Here is a 19,314-nt window from a genome sequence, read left to right as displayed (position 1 = left end):
CCACCCAGGGAGAAAACCGCAATATGCAGCAACATTCGTTCGCAATGTCTCTTCGTTCGACGCGGCGCTGGCTCGGTGCGGCGCTCGCCGGCGCCTCGCTGATGCTCGCGGCGACGCACGCGTTCGCGGGCGGCACCGAGCAACTGAAGGCCTTCGTGTCGCAGGTGCGTTCGGCCAAGGGCGATTTCACGCAGCAGATCGTCAAGGCGCCGGCCAAGGGCGCGAGCGCCGCGCAGGCCGCGCCGAAGCCCACCGACAATTCGAGCGGCACGTTCGTGTTCTCGCGCCCGGGCAAATTCATCTGGACGTATCAGAAGCCGTACCAGCAGGTGCTGCAGGCCGACGGCGACAAGCTGTACGTGTACGACCGCGACCTGAACCAGGTCACCGAGCGCAAGCTGAACGGCGCGCTGGGCGCGAGCCCGGCCGCGATCCTGTTCGGCAGCAACGATCTCGACAAGAACTACACGCTGCGCGATGCCGGCGAGAAGGGCGGCATCGAGTGGCTCGAGATGCTGCCGAAGGCGCAGGACACGCAGTTCCAGCGGATCGGCATCGGCTTCCGCAACGGCACGCTCGCCGCGATGGAGTTGCACGACGTGTTCGGCAACGTGACGCTGCTGACCTTCACGAACATCCAGACGAACCCGCCGCTGAAGGGCGATACGTTCAAGTTCGTCGTGCCGAAGGGCGCGGACGTGATCAACGGCTGACGTTCGTTGCGCCGATTTCCCGACACGGGCCTGCCGGCGACGGCAGGCCCGTGTTGTTTTCAGGCGCGGTTACCGGGCGCGGCGCATGGCGTCCGCGGGTACGGAGTACCGGCGCCAGGCGCCATCACTGCCCACCACGCGCGGCGGCATGGTCGCGCGGCTGTCATAATGTCAGGTCCGGCGGCCGGTTCGGCCGCCATCGTTTGATCTGGAGCGAGGGTTCATGTCCGACCTGTTTCAAGTCGAGCCGCGCCGGCCGCTCGCCGAGGCGCTGCGGCCGAAAACGCTCGCCGAGGTGATCGGCCAGACGCATTTGCTGGGCGAAGGCAAGCCGCTGCGGCTCGCGTTCGAATCGGGCAAGCCGCATTCGATGATCCTGTGGGGGCCGCCCGGCGTCGGCAAGACGACGCTCGCGCGGCTCACCGCGCTCGCGTTCGACTGCGAGTTCATCGCGCTGTCCGCGGTGCTCGGCGGCGTGAAGGACATCCGCGAGTCGATGGAGCAGGCGAAGGACACGCTGAACCGCACCGGGCGCCACACGATCCTGTTCGTCGACGAGATCCACCGTTTCAACAAGGGGCAGCAGGATGCGCTGCTGCCGTTCGTCGAGTCGGGCCTCGTGACCTTCATCGGCGCGACGACCGAAAACCCGAGTTTCGAGGTGAATTCGGCGTTGCTGTCGCGTGCGCAGGTGTACGTGCTGAAGTCGCTGAACGACGACGAGATGCGTCAGTTGCTGAAGCGCGCGCAGGACATCGCGCTCGACGGCCTCGCGTTCGACGACAAGGCGATCGATACGCTGATCGGCTACGCGGACGGCGACGCGCGGCGCTTCCTGAACCTGCTGGAGCAGGCGCAGACGGCTGCGTCGTCGGCCCGTGTCACGACCATCGACGCCGACTTCGTCAGCAGCGCGATGACGCTGAACGCGCGGCGCTTCGACAAGGGCGGCGACAACTTCTACGATCAGATTTCGGCGCTGCACAAGTCGGTGCGCGGCTCGAGCCCGGACGGCGCGCTGTACTGGTTCTGCCGGATGCTCGACGGCGGCGCGGATCCGAAGTATCTCGCGCGGCGCATCGTGCGGATGGCATGGGAAGACATCGGCCTGGCCGATCCGCGCGCGTTGCAGGTGGCGAACGACGCCGCCGAAACCTACGAGCGGCTCGGCTCGCCGGAAGGCGAACTCGCGCTCGGGCAGGCCGTGATCTATCTCGCGTGCGCGGCGAAGAGCAACGCCGGGTACAACGCGTTCAACCAGGCGATGGCGTTCGTGAAGCAGGACAAGTCGCGCGAGGTGCCCGTGCACCTGCGCAACGCGCCGACCAAGCTGATGAAGGAGCTCGGCTACGGTCACGCTTATCGTTACGCGCACGACGAGCCGAACGCGTACGCGGCCGGCGAGACGTACCTGCCGGACGGGATGCGCGAGCCGCGCTGGTATCAGCCGGTGCCGCGCGGGCTCGAATCGAAGATCGCCGACAAGCTTGCATGGCTGCGCGAGCTCGATCGCGAGGCCGGCAAGAAGGACTGACGGCGCCGCGCGGGCCGCTCCGGCCTGCGCCGCCGCGGATGCGTCAGCGCTTGTTGCGGCCCGGCGGTTGCTTCTTCCAGTATTCGAACGGCTCTTCGTGGCATTCGATGTCGAGTTCGGCGACCCGCGCATGCAGGCGCTCCTGCGCGTCGGCGATCGCGAGGTTGTAGATCGCCGGCGCGATTTCCTGGACGAAGAAATGCAGCAGCGCGCCGGCCTGGATGTTGCCGATCGGCTCGTCCATGTTTTCTGTGAAATAACGTTGCAGCGACGCGATCGCGCGGTCGCGTAAATCCTTGTCGAGTTCGATGGTCATCGGATTCCTTGGGGCTGTGACGCGGAGCCGGTGCTTCGCCTGATTCGGTTGCCATGTGCCGGCGCGGCGTGTCGCGATCCGTCATCGCGAGGCGCGCGGCCATTCGCCGGCCGCCGGTGCGACGGACCGCCAATGCGATACTGCCATGGCCGCCCATTTGCGGCATCGTCCGTCCGGCCAATGCCGTGGCGGCCGCGGGGTGCGTTAGAATTCCCGTCTTACACAACGATTTTTCCAAGTCCTCCCATGCTCGACATCCAGTTGCTGCGCAAAGACCTCGACGGCGTCGCCAAGCGCCTCGCCGATCGCGGCTACACCCTCGACGTCGCCGCGTTCTCCGCCCTCGAGGCGGAACGCCGCGCGATCCAGACCCACACCGAAGAGCTTCAGGCGCGCCGCAACAGCCTGTCGAAGCAGATCGGCGCGATGAAGGGGAAGGGCGAGGACACGTCGGCCGTGATGGCCGAGGTCGGCGGGATCGGCGACGACATGAAGGCGTCGGAAGCCAAGCTCGGCGAGATCCAGGCGCGCCTGTCCGACCTGATGCTCGGCATGCCGAACGTCGCGCACGAAAGCGTGCCGGTCGGCAAGGACGAAGCCGACAACGTCGAGGTGCGCCGCTGGGGCACGCCGCGCCAGTTCGACTTCGAGGTGAAGGATCACGTCGACGTCGGCACGCCGCTCGGTCTCGATTTCGAAACGGGCGCGAAGCTCGCCGGCGCGCGCTTCACGATGCTGCGCGGCCCGATCGCGCGGCTGCACCGCGCGCTCGCGCAGTTCATGATCGACACGCACACGCAGCAGCACGGCTATACCGAAACGTATACGCCGTACATCGTGAATCCCGAGATCCTGTACGGCACGGGCCAGTTGCCGAAGTTCGCGGACGACATGTTCCGCGTCGAGAAGGGCGGCGCGGAAAACACGGTCACGCAATACCTGATCTCCACGTCCGAGATTTCGCTGACGAACACCGTGCGCGAGTCGATCGTCGACGCATCCGCGCTGCCGATCAAGCTCACCGCGCATTCCCCGTGCTTCCGCTCGGAAGCCGGTTCGTACGGCCGCGACACGCGCGGGATGATCCGTCAGCACCAGTTCGACAAGGTCGAGATGGTGCAGGTCGTCGCGCCGGAAACGTCGTACGCGGCGCTCGACGAGATGGTCGGCCACGCGGAAGCGATCCTGCAGAAGCTCGGCCTGCCGTACCGCGTGATCACGCTGTGCACGGGCGACATGGGCTTTTCGGCCGCGAAGACGTTCGACCTCGAGGTGTGGCTGCCCGCGCAGAACACCTATCGCGAGATCTCGAGCTGCTCGAATACCGAGGCGTTCCAGGCGCGCCGGATGCAGGCGCGGTTCCGCAACGCGCAAGGCAAGCCGGAGCTCGTGCATACGCTGAACGGTTCGGGCCTGGCGGTCGGCCGCACGCTCGTCGCGGTGCTGGAGAACTACCAGAACGCGGACGGCTCGGTCACGGTGCCGGAAGTGCTGCGTCCGTACATGGGCGGCATGGAGCGGATCGACGCGCCGGCACAGGCGTCGTAACGCGGGCCTTTCGAAGTTCCGCAAAAAAATTTGCAGAAGGGACTTGTCAGCCAAGAAAAGATCGTTTTATAATCTTTTCTTTCGCGGAAACGACCAACCGCGAAATGCAGTAAGGAAGGAGAGGTGGCAGAGTGGTCGAATGTACCTGACTCGAAATCAGGCGTACGGTTTCCCCGTACCGTGGGTTCGAATCCCACCCTCTCCGCCAAAATACGAAGCCCCTTGATCCGGAAGGATCAAGGGGTTTTTCGTTTTGGGTCGCCGGTGCAATGCGTAGCTCGTCATCGTGCGCCGCCGGATGACGCCGCGGGACAGTCGCGCCACGGCACCGTACGCGCCGTTCGAGCTGACCGGCCCGCGCGGTACCCGACCTTCACCGCTTTCCTCAGCTTTAAACCTTCGATGTCCGCGCCGTTAACACGGTACCGCGGCCGGCACCCATGCCGCCCGCCATCGTTCCACGTCGACTCAAGGTTCCATGAAGCTGAGCTACAAGATTCCTCTCGCATTTGCCGTCGCGCTGTCACTGATGTTCTGCGGCGCGCTATACGGCATCCACATCCTCAACCGGTCGATCGATACGTTTGCCGAAGACGTGCAGACGAACGTCGGCAACGAACGGCTCGTGTCGGCCTCGCTCGTGCAATTCAAGCTGCAGGTGCAGGAATGGAAGGACACGCTGTTGCGCGGCAAGCAGCCCGAGAAGCTCGATCGCTACTGGCAGGCATTCCAGACGCGCGAGCGCGCGGTCGATTCGCTCGCCGCGCAGCTCGTCCGGCGGTTGCCGGCCGGCGAGAGCCGCTCGCTCGTCGAGCAGTTCATGCGCGAGCACGCGACGATGGGTGACGGCTACCGGCGTGGCTTCGACGCGTTCAAGGCCGCCGGTTTCGACCCGTCGGCCGGCGACGCCGCCGTCGCGGGCGTCGACCGCGAGCCCGCTGCGCTGCTGGAGCGGGCGGCACAGACGATCGCCGCGGAGAGCGCCGCCGTGTCGGCGAAGGCGAGCCGCGACGCGCAGCGGGCGACCGCCGTGAGCCTCGTGCTGATGCTGGTGGTGCTCGGCGTCGCGATGGTCGGGGCGTTCCTGTTCAGTCGCGCGATCCTGCGCCCGCTCGATCGCGCGGTGGCGTGTGCCCAGGCCGTCGCCGGCGGCGACCTGACCCGCGACGTCGACGCGAGCGGCCGAGACGAGATCGCCCATCTGCTGCGGGCATTGCAGACGATGCAGACCAGCCTGTCTCGCGTCGTGCTCGAAGTGCGTACGCATGCCGAGGCCGTCGCCACCGCGAGCGCGCAGATCGCCTCCGGCAATCACGATCTGTCGTCGCGGACCGAATCGCAGGCCGCGTCGCTCGAGGAGACAGCCGCGAGCATGGCGCAGTTGACCGGCATCGTGCGTCAGTCGGCCGAGCACGCGCAACATGCGGCGCAACTGGCGCACGATGCATCGAACATCGCGTCGACCGGCGGCGGCGTGATGACGGACGCCGTCCACACGATGAACGGCATTGCCGACAGCGCGACGAAAGTCGGCGAAATCATCGCGGTGATCGACGGCATCGCCTTCCAGACCAACATCCTTGCGCTGAACGCGGCGGTCGAAGCCGCGCGCACCGGCGAGCAGGGGCGCGGCTTCGCCGTCGTCGCGGCGGAGGTGCGCACGCTCGCGCAGCGCAGCGCGTCGGCCGCGAAGGAGATCAAGGGGCTCATCGAACAATCGACTCGGCGGGTCGACGAGGGTGCCGTGCTGATCGGCCGTGCGGGAGAATCGATTCACGAGATCGTGGACGCAGTGCAGCGCGTCACGACGATCGTCGGGGAAATCTCGTCCGCGTCGCAAGAGCAGAGCGGCGGCATCGATCAGGTGAACGTCGCGGTCACGCAGATGGACGAGGCGACCCAGCGCAACGCGGCGCTCGTCGAGCAGGCCGCGGCCGCGACTCACGCACTGGCCGAGCAGGCGAGCGCACTGCGGCACGCGGTGGCCGTGTTCAGGCTGCCGGAGATGGCGTGACGGCAGAGCGCTCGCGCCGGCCGCGGCGCGCAATGCGCGCCGGCTTTCGCCGAGCATCACGCCGCCGCTGGATACTGCGCCAGCACCCTGTCGCGGATCGACGGCTTGATGTTCGAGTGCGCCATGTCGCCGCGATAGTGCGCGACCACGCGCGGGTTCATCACGCGATACCAGAGCGGCGGTACGTACGCGAGCAGGATCATCGTCGCGTAGCCGGCCGGCAACTGCGGCGCATCGTCGAAGTGGCGCAGCGCCTGGTACGAGCGCGTCGGATTCGCGTGATGGTCGGCGTGTCGCTGCAACTGGTACAGGAACAGGTTCGTGACGACGTGATTGCTGTTCCACGAATGCTGCGGCGTGCAGCGTTCGTAGCGGCCGCTCGGCAGTTTGCGACGACCGAGCCCGTAGTGTTCGACGTAGTTCACGACTTCGAGCAGCGACGCGCCGTAGACGGCCTGGATCACGAGGAACGGGATCGCGACCTTGCCGGCCATCGCGATCGCGATGCCCCACACGACCGCGGTCATCGCCCACGCGTGCAGCACTTCGTTGCGCCAGGTCCACGGCGAATGCCCGAGCCGTTCGAGGCGGGCCTTTTCGAGCCGCCACGCCGAGCGGATGCTGCCGGTCACCGTGCGCGGCAGGAATGCCCAGAACGATTCGCCGTAGCGCGCGCTCGCCGGATCCTCGGCCGTCGCGACGCGCACGTGATGGCCGCGATTGTGCTCGACGTAGAAGTGGCCGTAAGCAACCGGCGCGAGCGTGATCTTCGCGAGCCAGCGTTCGAAGCGGTCGGTCTTGTGTCCGAGCTCGTGCGCGGTATTGATCGAGATGCCCGTCGCGGCGCCGAGCGACAGCGCGAAGCCGACGTAGTCGTACCACGCGAGCGCATGCGTGCCGACGATCCGCACGCACATGAAGAACGCGACGTATTCGACGAAAGTCGCGAGATAGACGATGTACCGGTAATAGCGCTCGCGTTCGAGATGCGGGACGACGGCTTCGGGCGGATTGTCGCGATCGTCGCCGATCAGCGTGTCGAGGATCGGGATCACGCCGAACGCGAACAGCGGGCCGAACCACCAGAACACGTGAAGGCCCGTCGACAGCGCGAGCTGCGCGGCGAGGATCGGCAGCGTGATCGTCAACGCGCCGAGCAGCCACAGGTAACGCTTGCCATCCGACCAGCCCGAAGCCGGTCCGTCGGTCATTGCCATTGTCTCCCTCCAGTCGGCCGGCCCGCGGGCGGCCGCAACATCGTTCGAATCCTCGTGGGCCGCGACGCGCGCGGCAGCCCCCGGATCGTCGTCCGGTTCTGCCTGTTATACGACCGGTGCGCGCGCTTGCCAAACTCCGACGCTAGGCGTGTCGCTCCAAACGACGGGGTGCGCGCAACGGGCGTCGGGGAGGGCCCGACGCGCGCTGATTGAAACATGCCGACGAAGGCGGATCGGCCCGCGGCGGCGATGTGTTCGTCGGATGAATGACTCCGCGGGCGGCACGCACCGGCCGGTACGACGCGGCTACAACAAATGTTGCGTTGCAATACGGAAGTCGGCGAAGGAGGGGCGCAGCGGGCTTTTCGTTCGCTTATATTACGTAGCATTACGGTCGCAGCAATGCGACCCAGCGCGGCTCGCAACCGGACGACCGCGCGTCGCAAGGAGAACGACGCGAAGCGTCGGATCGCGAGATCGCACGCGCCATCGGCCGGCCTGCGTCGATGCGCCGATGCTGCACCTGCACACCGAGCGGCGCATATCGCCGCGGATGACGTCTGCCGCCTTTCGATCCGCGCCGCCATTTGAAAATTACGATTTGACTCATGCCCCGCTTTCGGTTGAAGCTACTAGCTTGCTGTCCGAAGGGGGCTGTGCCTGCATGAGTTCGACCTTGACCGTTCGTCGTATCGCTGCCGATCAGGGCGGCGTGTATCGCGAACTCCGCGCCGCGTCGCTGCGTGAGCCCTACGCACCCGGCGAAGCGCCGGAGGCCGAATTGCTGACCGTCGAAACGGACGAGGCGTCGGCGATTGCCGCGCAGCGCGCCGTGTCCGACGAGTCGACGACTTTCCTGCTGTACACCGAAGGCCATCCGGCCGGCATGATCGGCGCGTATTTCGACAACACCCCCGAGCGGCGCGCGTTCGTCAGCGAATTGTGGGTCGCGCATGCGGTGCGTCACCTGCGCGGCGGCGTGCTGCTGCTGGAGACGGCCACCGCATGGCTCGCCGAGCGCGGCGCCACCGACGTCTACGCGTGGATCGCCGATGCGAACCGCAACGCGATCCGCTTCTACGAGCGTGCCGGCTTCGGCAACACCGGCGAACACGCGCCGATCGCACGGATGCCCGGCGCGATGAAATCGCTGTTCGTGTCGCAGGTGAAGCACTGACGCGACCTCAAAAAGGCCACCGCGTGGCGCGATGACAGCCCGGTCGCCCACCGGCCCGCCCGCTGGTCGGTGGCGCGTCCGCGCGGGCCGCCGCCACGCCTCGTCCCAAAAATAATGGCCGCACGCGTGGACGCCTGTAAAATACGCAAAAAATTTTTGCAGAGTGTCCATGTCGCTTAAAAAATCGCCATTCTTCGAGCTGCGCAGCGGATCGGTCGATACGTTGCTGTTCACCGTGAAGACGACCGATCTCGATGCGTTGCGTACCGAACTGGTCAAGCGCTTCGAAGCGACTCCCGAGTTTTTCGCCGACGATGTCGTCGCGATCGACGTCCGCCGCCTGGCTGACGGCGAACGCGTCGCGCTCGCGGACATCCGGCAGATGCTGAACGACGTGCGGATGCGTCCGGTGGGCGTCGTCGCACTGGCAACGCAGGGCTGGGCGGGGGAAGCCGGCCTGCCGTTGCTGGAGGCGCGCGATCGCCGCGCGCCGGCCGCGAAACCTGCCGACGAAGCGGAACCGGCGGCCGTGCCAGCCGCCGAAACCGCCGCCGCTGCGGCAACCGCAGCGGCGCCCGAACAGTCGTCGGAGCCCGCGCCGACGCTCTCGCAGGCCGGCGGCCAGACGCTGGTGATCGACCGGCCGCTGCGCTCGGGGCAGCAGATTTACGCGAAAGGAGACCTCGTGGTGCTCGCGCCGGTCAGTCACGGCGCGGAAATCATCGCGGAAGGCAATATCCACATCTACGCGCCGTTGCGCGGCCGCGCGCTCGCGGGTGTGCACGGCAATCACGACGCGCGCATTTTCTGCACGTGTCTCGAACCGGAACTGATTTCGATCGCGGGTATCTATCGAACGACCGAGAACCCGCTGCCCGCCGACGTACTGGGCAAATCGGTGCAGATCCGGCTCGAAGAGGAAAAACTGATGATCGAACCGCTGCGCCTGACGTGATTCACGCGGTGCGCTCCGGATCGATCGGCTCTCATTGACGAACACAGGGTATTGGGTAAATGGCAAAAATCATCGTGGTGACCTCGGGCAAGGGCGGCGTGGGCAAGACGACGACGAGCGCGAGCTTCGCGTCGGGCCTCGCGCTGCGCGGCCACAAGACGGCCGTGATCGACTTCGACGTCGGCCTGCGCAACCTCGATCTCATCATGGGCTGCGAGCGTCGCGTCGTGTACGACCTCGTGAACGTGATCCAGGGCGAAGCGAACCTGAACCAGGCGCTGATCAAGGACAAGAAGTGCGAGAACCTGTTCATCCTGCCGGCGTCGCAGACGCGCGACAAGGATGCGCTGACGCGCGACGGCGTCGAGAAGGTGCTGAACGACCTCGTCGCGATGGATTTCGAATACATCGTCTGCGATTCGCCGGCCGGTATCGAGGCGGGCGCGCTGCACGCGATGTACTTCGCGGACGAAGCGCTGATCGTCACGAACCCGGAAGTGTCGTCGGTACGCGACTCGGATCGCATTCTCGGCATCCTGTCGTCGAAGACGAAGCGCGCGACCGAAGGCAAGGAGCCGATCAAGGAGCACCTGCTGATCACGCGTTACAGCCCGAAGCGCGTGAGCGAGGGCGAGATGCTGTCGCTCGAGGACATCAGCGAGATCCTGCGCATCAAGCTGATCGGCGTGGTGCCCGAATCGGAGGCCGTGCTGCACGCATCGAACCAGGGTCTGCCGGCCGTGCATATCGACGGCACCGACGTTGCGGAAGCGTACAAGGACGTCGTCGCGCGCTTTCTCGGCGAGGACAAGCCGCTGCGCTTCACCGATTACCAGAAGCCGGGCCTGCTGCAGCGCCTCTTCGGCAGCAAGTAACGGAGGCCGCCCATGTCCATCCTTTCGTTTCTCCTCGGCGAGAAGAAGAAGTCCGCATCGGTCGCGAAGGAGCGCCTGCAGCTCATCATCGCGCACGAGCGGGTCGGCGGCCGGCCGCCGGCCGATTACCTGCCGGCGCTGCAGAAAGAGCTCGTCGCGGTCATCTCGAAGTACGTCCATATTTCGGACGATGACATCCGCGTGAGCCTCGAGCGCCAGGACGATCTCGAAGTCCTCGAAGTGAAGATCGAGATCCCGCAAGCCTGACGCTGGCGGGTGTCCCTCCGCACGGCGGCGCCCGCCGCCGTGCGCGTCTTACGCCCTGTTGCACTTTCGGGCACGCCGTAACACGGCGCCTGTCGGCCGCAATCGACCCTCCCGCATTGAACGAATACGCTCGCGTCACTTGTTCAGTCCGGAGGTTGTGATGGCCGTTTCTACCGTTTCACGTCGTATCGTTTCGCTCGCGCTGTTCGCCGCGGGCCTGTCAGCCGTCGTCGCACCGCTTGCCGCGCATGCGGACGAGATTCTCGTCGGCGCGCCCGTGCTCGCGCCGCAGGGGCGCATGGTCATCGCGGAGCCGGTCGCCGTGCGCACCGGCGAAATCGTCGTCGTCGCGCCGAATGCGCCGCCGCCCGTGCGCTACGAGGTCGTACCGGCCACGCGCGTGGGCTACGTGTGGGAGCGCGGGCACTGGCACTGGGATCATGGCCGCTACGTATGGATCGGCGGCCACTGGGAAGCCGAGCGCGTGGGCATGCAATGGGTGCCGGGGCATTGGGACCAGCGCGGCCCGAACTGGTTCTGGACGCGCGGCCACTGGGCCTGACGGAGGCGCGCGATGAAAAGAACCGCAATCGCCATCGTGCTCGTCGCGATCACGCTGGCCGGGTGCATCGTCGTGCCGGCGCGGCCGGTCTACTACCGGCCGGCGCCTGTCGTGATCTACTGAGCGTCGCGCGGGCCGTGCCGCTGCGCCGGACCGTTTGCGTCGGTCGTAGCCGGCCCGTCATCGTGCGGCGCCGGTGCATGCGCAGCGCTGTCGGCTGCTGCTGCGGTGGCCGGCTCGTTGCCGCCTTCGTCGCGCAGCGTGTCGAGCGGATCGGCGGGGGCGGCGTTTGCGTCCTGGGGTTCGGTCACGTCGGTCACGTTGCTCGCAGCGGCCGCTGCAGTGGACGCGGCCGGCGCGGCCGCCGCGACCGGCGGCGCGAGATAGCGCTGCGCGAGCGTTTCGTAGAGCGGCGGCGCGAAAAAGCGCGAGACCCGGCTCGATACCAGTGCGGTCGCCATCAGTGAAATCACCAGCGCATGACCGTTGATCATTTCCATCACGATCACGAACGACGTGATCGGCGACTGCGTGACGGCGGCCAGATAGCCGACCATCGCGAGCGCGATCAGCATCGGCAGGCTCATGTGGGTGAACACGGCATGCAGCAGATTGCCGAAGCCGGCGCCGATCGACAGCGACGGCGCGAAGATCCCGCCCGGAATGCCCGGCAGGTACGACGCGACCATCGACACCATCTTCAGGAACGGATAGAACACCGACAGCTGCTGGCTGCCGTCGAGCAGGCCGCGCGCCTCGGCGTAGCCGCTGCCGAACGTCGTGCCGCCCGATACGAGGCCCACGACGGCGATTGCGAAGCCGCACAGTGCGGCGAACGCGACCGGCCGCTCGCGATACAGGCTCAGCAGTTGCGCGGGCAGCCAGCGCCCCGTATTGAGCAGCAGCCAGCAGAACAGCCCGCCCGCGATGCCCGTCACGATCGCGGTGACCAGCACCGCGACCGCCAGCAGCTTCGGGAAATGGAGACCGGTGTCGATCGTGCCGAAATACGTGTAGTTGCCGTTCAGGCCGAGCGCGACGACGCCGGCGAGGATGATCGCGGTGATCAGTACGCCGCTGGCGCGCGCGGAGAAGCTGCGGGTCAGCTCCTCGATCGCGAACACGATCCCGGCGAGCGGCGTATTGAACGCGGCCGACAGCCCGGCCGCCGCGCCGGCCAGCACCAGCTGGCGTTCGATCTGCGCGTTCGAGCGCGGGTAGAAGCGCCGCAGGTTGAACATCAGCGCCGCGCCGACCTGCACCGTCGGCCCTTCGCGGCCGATCGTGAAGCCGCCGAGGATGCCGAGGAGCGAGATCAGCACCTTGCCGAACAGGATGCGCAGCGTCAGCAACCGGGCGCCGAATGCGCTCGGGCGCGCATGCAGCGTCGCGATCACCTGCGGGATGCCGCTGCCCTCGGCGCCGCGGAAGAAACGGCGCGTGATCCATACCGACATCGCGGCGATCGCCGGCGTCAGCAGCAGCGGCAGCCAGACGGCGTGATCGCGCATCGTGCGGAAAGTCTCGTAGCCCCAGTCGATCAACCGGGCGTACAGTACGGCGGCGAGGCCGACGACGATCGCGCCGAGCCAGAAAACACCGTATTGGCGCCAGATTCGCAGCGAGCGGCGGGTGAGGGCGGGGAACAGCGAGGGAAGGGCGGGGCGCGGCATTGGCTCGGGCCGGAGGCAAAGAGTGAATTATAAAAAGAACCCGATGCCAGCGGGGGCGACAAACGCCTGCGAGGCGCGACAATAATTCACAAAAGAGATGCAATTTGTTGCAAATGTAATGCGGGCGTAATGTTTGCGCACAGAAACCGTCGTTAGCATGCCGAATGGCCAGTCAGGAATTCCCGTACATCGTGAAACGCATCCTCATCGTGAAAGTGACGTCGCTCGGTGACGTCGTCCAGACGCTGCCCGTCGTCGCCGACCTGCATCGCACCTTCCCCGGCGTGACGGTCGACTGGGCCGTGGACGAATCGTGCGCGGAGGTCGTGCGTTGGCATCCGGGCGTGAGCGCCGTGCTGTGCGCGCCGCTGCGCCGCTTCAAGAAAATGCGCAACGTCGCCGACCTGAAGGCGATCTCCGCTTCGATCGGTGCGTTGCGCGCGCATCGGTACGACGCCGCCATCGATCTGCACGGCGTCTACAAGAGCGCGATCATTTCGTCGCTGGCGCGTGCCGCGCGCCGCGTCGGCTACCAGACGCAGGATCTCGGCGAAACGGGCGCGCGCTTCGCGTATTCGCACCGTTTCGGTCCGCGGCCGGACTGCGATGCATGGCACGGGATGCGCGTGAGTGCCGGCGAAGCGCTCGGCTATGTGCCCGAAGGGCCTGCCACGTACGGCATCGTCGCACCGCAGGATGCGAGCCTGCCGGCCGCCGTGACCGACGGCGGGCCGTTCATGTTGCTGTTCCATGCAACGTCCAATCCCGACAAGAAATGGCCGGCCGAGCATTGGGCCGCCCTTGCCGCGCAGATGATGGCGCGCGGCGTGCGCGTGCTGTTGCCGTGGGGATCGGCGGCCGAGCACGACGATGCGCGGGATATCGCCGCCCGTGCGCCGGGTGCGATCGTGTTACCGGCGATGACGGTGCGCGAACTCGGCGCGGCGCTTGGCCGGGCTGCGCTCGTGGTGGGCGTCGATACGGGGTTCGTGCACATGGCGCACGCCCTGCGGCGGCCGACCGTGATGATTTTCGTCGCGACGTCGCGTCACCATTGCGGCATCGGCGGCGCGCCGAATGCGCTGTCGATCGGCGAGCCGGGCGCGATGCCGACCGTCGGCGAGGCGCTGGACGCGATCGATACGGTGTGCCCGGCCTACGGCGCGTTGCGCGCGCGGCTGTCCGCCTGACGCGGCGCGGCGGCCGCGATCAGGCCAGCAACATCTCGACCGTGACGACGGCGGCAATGGCCGCCAGATTCGCCAGCAGCGCCTCGAACACGAGGCCGCGCCAGGTCTTCGGCCGGAACCGCAGCGCGAGCAGCAGCGCGCCACCCAGCGCGAGTGCGAGGATCAGGATCAGATCGGCATTGGCGAGGCGGATGTTCATGGCGGCGGCTCCTGTCGGGGCGGGATCACCGGGCGCGTAACGCCGCGCCCAGGATCGAGTATAGAGCGGGCTCGCCGCCGTACAACCCGGGGTCGCCCCGGAGGGTCAGACGAGCGACGCGTGTCGCGTTTCGCGCATCAGCAGTACGCCGATCAGGCTGATCGCCGCCGCCACCGACACGTAGCCGCCGACCCACGACAGCCCGCCATGCGCAGCCAGCAGTTGCGCGATATACGGTGCGATCGACGCGCCGAGAATCCCGCCGAGGTTGTACGCGACGCCCGCGCCCGTATAGCGGACGTTGGTCGGGAACAATTCCGGCAGCAGCGCGCCCATCGGGGCGAACGTCACGCCCATCAGGAACAGCTCGATCGTCAGGAACAGCGCGACGAGCGGCATCGAGCCGCTGCCGAGCAGCGGCGCCATCGCGAATCCCGACAGCAGCGCCGCGATCGCGCCGACGACCAGCACCGGCTTGCGCCCGAAGCGGTCCGACGCCCATGCGGACAGCGGCGTCGCGAGGCCCATGAAGACGACCGCGAAGCACAGCAGGCCGAGGAAGCTCTGGCGCGGAATATGCAGCGTCGACACGCCGTACGACAGCGAGAACACCGTCGAGATGTAGAACAGCGTGTAGCAGACGACCATCGCGAGCGCGCCGAGCAGCGTCGGCTGCCAGTGCTGCGTGACGAGCGTCGCGACCGGCACGCGCACGCGCTCGTTGCGGTCGAGTGCGGCCTGGAACGCGGGCGTTTCGGTGATCTTGAGTCGCACGTACAGGCCGAGCGCGACGAGCACCGCGCTGACGAGGAACGGGATGCGCCAGCCCCAGCTGCGGAACTGCTCGTCGGACAACGACAGCGCGAGCGCGAAGAACAGCCCGTTCGACATCAGGAAGCCGACCGACGGCCCCAGTTGCGGGAACATCCCGAACCAGCCGCGCTTTCCTTGCGGCGCGTGCTCGGTCGCGAGCAGCGCCGCGCCGCCCCATTCGCCGCCGAGGCCGATCCCCTGGCCGAAGCGCAGTACGCACAGCAGTATCGGCGCGAGCGCGCCGATCGCGTCGTAGCCGGGCACGAAGCCGATCGCGGTGGTGGACACGCCCATCACGAGCAGCGATGCGACGAGCGTCGACTTGCGGCCGATGCGGTCGCCGAAGTGCCCGAACAGGAACGAGCCGATCGGGCGCGCGATGAACGCGATGCCGAACGTGACGAACGCGGACAGCGCTTGGGCAGTCGCCGAACCGTGCGGGAAGAAGACGGGGCCGATGACGAGCGCGGCGGCCGTCGCGTACACATAGAAATCGTAGAACTCGATCGCGGTGCCGATGAAGCTCGCGAACACGATGCGCCGGTGGCTGACGGCGCCGGCCGAATCGGTTGCGTGTGCAACGGCCGGGGGGGATGCGGACATGGATGTCTCCGTTTTGTCGTTGGGGCAGTCGGCCGGGCATGCACTCGGGCAGGCGACTGCCTGCCGGGAGCAGCCGGGCAGAGGATGATGCGGATGACGCGGTGGCGGCGTGGACGCGCGCCGTGGCGCGGACGTCACCCGCCGGTCGACGATGGAGACGGGTACGTCGCCGCCCGGTGCCGGCGTGGTCGGCTCGCTTGCCGGGTGGGGCGCGCGAACGCACGCGCGGCGTGATGGCCGCGCGAGTGCGGAAAATTATAGCCAGCGCCGCCGCTCACCCGCAATCGGGTCGCGGCGGCGCGTCAATCGATCGATTGCGCCTGCGCGGACGCGGTGCTTTGCAGCTGGAAGTGACCGTCGTCGTTGAAGAGCCAGCCTTCCATCAGTTCGAGCCGGCCGTTGCCGTCGAGCAGCCGCGACGGCGGCGCCGGCAGCGGCGCCGCGCGGCGCAGCGACGCGAGCGCGAGCGCTTCCGCTTCGCTGTCGCCGTTGCTGCGATAGACGGATGCATTGACGACGCGGCCGCTGCCGTCGACGGTGAAGGCCACGACGACGAGCGAACGCAGCATGGCCTGTGGCGTGCCGCGCAGCATCCCGGACGGATTGCGTTCGGCGACACGATGGGCGACCTCGACGCGATACTGGTCGAGGCTGCCGCTGCGTGTGACCGACGGAATCGTCAGGACCGAGCGTAGCGACGAAGGCGGCGTGATCGTGCACGCGGCAAGCAGGGCGACGGCGGCCAGCGCGGCAACACGCAGCCGGGCGACGCGCGGACGGAGAAGGGGGCGCATGAGGTGATGGCCAGGAGGGACGATAAAAAAATGATAGGCGCACCGACGCGAGGCGATATGGGGAGAAACGCATAGCGCGCGGGAGCGGTCGCGGCGATCGCTGATGATGGCGGCCGGGCGCCGCGTCGGGCTACGTGCGTCGTGCGTGGTGCGCCCCGATGTGACGCGACATGTGACAGCGTCCGTGGGGCGCGCGCACGTTGCGAGGTTGAAAGCCACGGCATGCCGCGATCGTCCGGCCGGGCGGCGCGACCAGCCGATGGCAATCTCGGCCAGCCGCTCGCGCGATCGCAGGCGATGCGGGCCGGCCGCGTCAGAAGCCGTGCGTCACGAGCGACAGTACCGACAGGTCGGGGTGCGTGCCGTCGATGATGCTCTTGCCGATGTGCACGGCTTCGTGGGCGGCCTCGTCGAGGCTCGCGAAGCTTTCGTCGCCGTCCGCATGGAACGGCACCGCATGGCCGGGCAGCGCGGGATTCGCGCCCGGATGACACACGTAGCCGGTGTAGGTATAGCGCGTGTCGCTACCGGGCACCGCGGCCGGCACGACATGGATCTCGAAGCCTTCGTAATCGACGTGGTTCGTCGCGGTCGACAGGTCGGTCATGGCGATCTCCGTGTGCCGTACGCAAGGGTGGCGCGTGCGGCATCGAATACGCGGCGGCGTTCGTGTCGCCGTGTTGAACGAATTCTAGGCGATGGCGTGGCGGGTCGGGAGGCGTGCGGCGGTGTGCGGCGAGCTCCGGCCGGGCACACATACCACGCCGATTCGGCGCCGACGATCGGGCGCCGATTTCATTGGCGAGCGACGGAAACGGGGATTGTCGTATTGATCGCGTGCGGCGCGTTCGTGTCCGGCGCCGCCGCCCCGGCCTGCCAGCCAGGTGCCGCGCAGGGCGCGGCGCAAACGCGCGTTCCGACTCGATCGACAGGCGTGTCGCACCGCGACATCGCTACTTGCAGCGCGCGTCCTTGCGCTGCACGACGACGATCACCGGATACTTCTGGCCGTGATCGAGTTCCACGCGCGCGACGACGGTCAGCGTCGCAGGATCGGAATCGTCGTACACGCTGACCTGTTCGTTGCGGAGGTAGGTCACGCCGGTGCAGTTCGACGTGCGTCCGTCGTCGCCCACCTTGCACTGAAGCTCGTTGTCCTTCAGGTAGTTGTACGGCGACGGGCTGGCGAGATATTCGCTCAGGCCGCGCGGCGAGCCGCCGACGCCGGTCACGTAGGCGATCGCGCACGATGCCTGCGCGTCGCTGCCGGAGGTGGTGTCGGCCGTCGCCTGCGCGCTGACGGCAACCAGCAGCGTGGCGAGCGACGAGACGAGGAAGGGCTTCATGACGTGGATTTCCCGTTTCGCGAATCGGAGCGCGGGATTGTAACGGCATCCGGCGGGGCGCGTCGGAACGTGCGAGCGCACGTGTGCGGCCAAACAAAAACCCCGTCATTCCGGGAATGGACGGGGTTGGGCGAACTTCCTGGCGGAAGCGGTGAGATTCGAACTCACGGACAGTTTCCCGTCGCTGGTTTTCAAGACCAGTGCCTTAAACCGCTCGGCCACGCTTCCACACGAGGCGGCATTGTAACCGAAATGCCGCCGCGTTCATTCTCGATCAGTCGTCGCGCAGGAACAATTCCTGCAGGTCGTTGAGGAAACGCTGGCCGAGCGGCGTCGGCGCGATTCGGGTGAAATCGCGCGTGATCAGTCCGCGCCGCTCCGCTTCCTTCAGCGCCGGCTCGATCGTGCTCATCGGCAGGCCCGTGCGTTCCGCGAAGCTGTGCACGGGGAAGCCCTCGACGAGCCGCAACGTGTTCAGCATGAATTCGAACGGTAGATCGCGCGCGCCGACTTCACGCTCTTCCTGCACGGCCGTGCCGGCCTTCGCCTGCTCGATGAAGGTCGCCGGATGCTTGTAGCGCGCCTGCCGCAGGATCCGGTTCGGGAACGACAGCTTCGTGTGAGCGCCCGCACCGATCCCGAGATAGTCGCCGAAGCGCCAGTAATTCAGGTTGTGCTTGCACTGATGATTCGGCTTCGCGTACGCGGACACTTCGTAGCGTCCGTAGCCGGCTTCGGCCGTGCGCGCATGAATCCATTCCTGCATGTCGGCCGACGCGTCGTCGTCGGGGACGGCCGGCGGGAACTTCGCGAACAGCGTATTCGGCTCGAGCGTCAGGTGATACAGCGACAGGTGCGGCGGTGCGAACGACAGCGCGGTCTCGATATCGGTGCGGCATTCGTCGAGCGTCTGGTTCGGCAGCGCGAACATCAGGTCGAGGTTGAAGTTGTCGAAGTTCTGCGCGGCGATCTCGACGGCCGCGCGTGCCTGCGCGGTGTCGTGAATCCGGCCGAGCGCCTTCAGGTGCGCCTCGTTGAAGCTCTGGATGCCGACTGACAGGCGGTTCACGCCGCTTGCGCGGAACTGCGCGAACTTCGCGGCTTCGAACGTGCCCGGATTCGCCTCGAGCGTGATCTCGGCATCGGCGTCGAGCGGCAGCAGCGCACGCACGTCGGACAGCATCCGGTCGAGGCCGGCCGCCGACAGCAGGCTCGGCGTGCCGCCGCCGATGAACACGGTATGCACCTGCCGCCCCCACACGAGCGGCAGCGCCTGCTCGAGGTCGGCACGCAGTGCGTCGAGATAGTCGGCTTCCGGAAACCGCTCGCCTTTCCATTCGTGCGAGTTGAAATCGCAGTACGGGCACTTGCGCACGCACCACGGGAAATGCACGTACAGCGCGAGCGGCGGCAGCGACGTGAGGCGCACCTGGCCGGGCGACGTGAAGGTCGCGACGACGCGTGCGCCGGTTTGCGCGGCCTGGCTCATGCCACCTCCCGCGGCGAAGCGATATCGGG

At 67.2% G+C, this 19,314-nt stretch carries 19 protein-coding genes and 2 tRNA genes; 11 read left to right on the top strand and 10 right to left on the bottom strand.

Translation table 11 applies throughout. The features are described 5' to 3' along the window. The first annotated feature begins 23 nt into the window (after positions 1-23). Complete coding sequence (gene lolA, locus WS96_RS27650; protein ID WP_034206659.1) at positions 24-713, top strand: outer membrane lipoprotein chaperone LolA; 690 nt, start codon at positions 24-26, stop codon at positions 711-713. Between the two features lie 223 nt (positions 714-936). Continuing rightward, complete coding sequence (locus WS96_RS27645) at positions 937-2,247, top strand: replication-associated recombination protein A (RefSeq protein ID WP_059836855.1); 1,311 nt, start codon at positions 937-939, stop codon at positions 2,245-2,247. A gap of 43 nt (positions 2,248-2,290) precedes the next feature. On the opposite strand, the gene WS96_RS27640 is transcribed toward WS96_RS27645, so the two are convergent. Then, positions 2,291-2,563, bottom strand: coding sequence for a DUF2164 domain-containing protein (locus WS96_RS27640; RefSeq protein ID WP_059499917.1), 273 nt, complete (start codon positions 2,561-2,563; stop codon positions 2,291-2,293). A gap of 246 nt (positions 2,564-2,809) precedes the next feature. On the opposite strand from WS96_RS27640, the gene serS reads away from it, so the two are divergent. From serS to WS96_RS27625, 3 genes are all read left to right on the top strand, one after another. Then, positions 2,810-4,111 (top strand): serine--tRNA ligase, encoded by a 1,302-nt coding sequence (serS, locus tag WS96_RS27635; RefSeq protein ID WP_034206662.1) that lies wholly within the window; start codon positions 2,810-2,812, stop codon positions 4,109-4,111. Positions 4,112-4,228: 117 nt separating this feature from the next. After that, a tRNA-Ser gene (locus WS96_RS27630) sits at positions 4,229-4,319 on the top strand. A 270-nt stretch (positions 4,320-4,589) separates the two neighbouring features. After that, a complete protein-coding gene (locus WS96_RS27625; protein WP_059836853.1) occupies positions 4,590-6,125 on the top strand; it encodes a methyl-accepting chemotaxis protein in 1,536 nt (511 codons plus the stop codon). 56 nt (positions 6,126-6,181) lie between these two features. Here WS96_RS27625 and WS96_RS27620 read toward each other — a convergent pair whose 3' ends face one another. Further along, positions 6,182-7,342, bottom strand: coding sequence for an alkane 1-monooxygenase (locus WS96_RS27620; protein ID WP_059836851.1), 1,161 nt, complete (start codon positions 7,340-7,342; stop codon positions 6,182-6,184). 553 nt (positions 7,343-7,895) lie between these two features. Between WS96_RS27620 and WS96_RS27615 the strand changes: the two genes are divergently transcribed. The 5 genes from WS96_RS27615 to WS96_RS27595 all read left to right on the top strand — a co-directional run bounded on the left by WS96_RS27615 (position 7,896) and on the right by WS96_RS27595 (position 11,178). Next, complete coding sequence (locus tag WS96_RS27615) at positions 7,896-8,519, top strand: GNAT family N-acetyltransferase (protein WP_257127820.1); 624 nt, start codon at positions 7,896-7,898, stop codon at positions 8,517-8,519. Positions 8,520-8,688: 169 nt separating this feature from the next. Next, positions 8,689-9,474: a septum site-determining protein MinC gene (gene minC / locus WS96_RS27610; protein WP_059499921.1), complete on the top strand. Its 786-nt coding sequence runs from the start codon at positions 8,689-8,691 to the stop codon at positions 9,472-9,474. A gap of 59 nt (positions 9,475-9,533) precedes the next feature. Beyond that, on the top strand, positions 9,534-10,349 hold the full coding sequence (gene minD / locus WS96_RS27605; RefSeq protein ID WP_006476635.1) for a septum site-determining protein MinD: 816 nt from the start codon (positions 9,534-9,536) through the stop codon (positions 10,347-10,349). Positions 10,350-10,361: 12 nt separating this feature from the next. Further along, complete coding sequence (gene minE / locus WS96_RS27600; protein ID WP_006476634.1) at positions 10,362-10,616, top strand: cell division topological specificity factor MinE; 255 nt, start codon at positions 10,362-10,364, stop codon at positions 10,614-10,616. Positions 10,617-10,776: 160 nt separating this feature from the next. Next, positions 10,777-11,178 (top strand): YXWGXW repeat-containing protein, encoded by a 402-nt coding sequence (locus WS96_RS27595; protein ID WP_059836849.1) that lies wholly within the window; start codon positions 10,777-10,779, stop codon positions 11,176-11,178. Positions 11,179-11,294: 116 nt separating this feature from the next. On the opposite strand, the gene WS96_RS27590 is transcribed toward WS96_RS27595, so the two are convergent. Next, positions 11,295-12,851 carry a chloride channel protein gene (locus WS96_RS27590; RefSeq protein WP_059836847.1) on the bottom strand — a complete coding sequence of 519 codons (1,557 nt, stop codon included), beginning with the start codon at positions 12,849-12,851 and terminating at the stop codon, positions 11,295-11,297. Positions 12,852-13,042: 191 nt separating this feature from the next. Between WS96_RS27590 and waaC the strand changes: the two genes are divergently transcribed. Next, positions 13,043-14,041: a lipopolysaccharide heptosyltransferase I gene (gene waaC, locus WS96_RS27585; RefSeq protein WP_059836992.1), complete on the top strand. Its 999-nt coding sequence runs from the start codon at positions 13,043-13,045 to the stop codon at positions 14,039-14,041. Positions 14,042-14,060: 19 nt separating this feature from the next. Here waaC and WS96_RS27580 read toward each other — a convergent pair whose 3' ends face one another. The 7 genes from WS96_RS27580 to hemW form a co-directional block, all read right to left on the bottom strand. Then, on the bottom strand, positions 14,061-14,240 hold the full coding sequence (locus WS96_RS27580) for a hypothetical protein (RefSeq protein ID WP_034206669.1): 180 nt from the start codon (positions 14,238-14,240) through the stop codon (positions 14,061-14,063). Between the two features lie 105 nt (positions 14,241-14,345). Next, positions 14,346-15,656, bottom strand: a complete 1,311-nt coding sequence (locus WS96_RS27575; protein ID WP_059836845.1) for an MFS transporter — start codon at positions 15,654-15,656, stop codon at positions 14,346-14,348. Between the two features lie 302 nt (positions 15,657-15,958). Beyond that, complete coding sequence (locus WS96_RS27570) at positions 15,959-16,450, bottom strand: energy transducer TonB family protein (RefSeq protein ID WP_059824277.1); 492 nt, start codon at positions 16,448-16,450, stop codon at positions 15,959-15,961. Positions 16,451-16,763: 313 nt separating this feature from the next. Further along, the gene (locus WS96_RS27565; protein WP_059836842.1) at positions 16,764-17,057 is read right to left on the bottom strand and encodes a hypothetical protein; all 294 of its coding nucleotides are present in this window, start codon (positions 17,055-17,057) and stop codon (positions 16,764-16,766) included. Between the two features lie 346 nt (positions 17,058-17,403). Then, positions 17,404-17,796 (bottom strand): hypothetical protein, encoded by a 393-nt coding sequence (locus WS96_RS27560; RefSeq protein ID WP_059836840.1) that lies wholly within the window; start codon positions 17,794-17,796, stop codon positions 17,404-17,406. 140 nt (positions 17,797-17,936) lie between these two features. Beyond that, positions 17,937-18,024 (bottom strand) — tRNA-Ser (locus WS96_RS27555). Between the two features lie 46 nt (positions 18,025-18,070). Beyond that, positions 18,071-19,285: a radical SAM family heme chaperone HemW gene (hemW, locus tag WS96_RS27550; RefSeq protein WP_059836839.1), complete on the bottom strand. Its 1,215-nt coding sequence runs from the start codon at positions 19,283-19,285 to the stop codon at positions 18,071-18,073. Between the last annotated feature and the right edge of the window lie 29 nt (positions 19,286-19,314).

Origin of the sequence: Burkholderia sp. MSMB1835 (assembly GCF_001526365.1) — a bacterium.
Lineage (GTDB): Bacteria > Pseudomonadota > Gammaproteobacteria > Burkholderiales > Burkholderiaceae > Burkholderia.
Note: the sequence above shows the minus strand (reverse complement) of the source record. Positions and strands in the feature narration are given on the sequence as shown.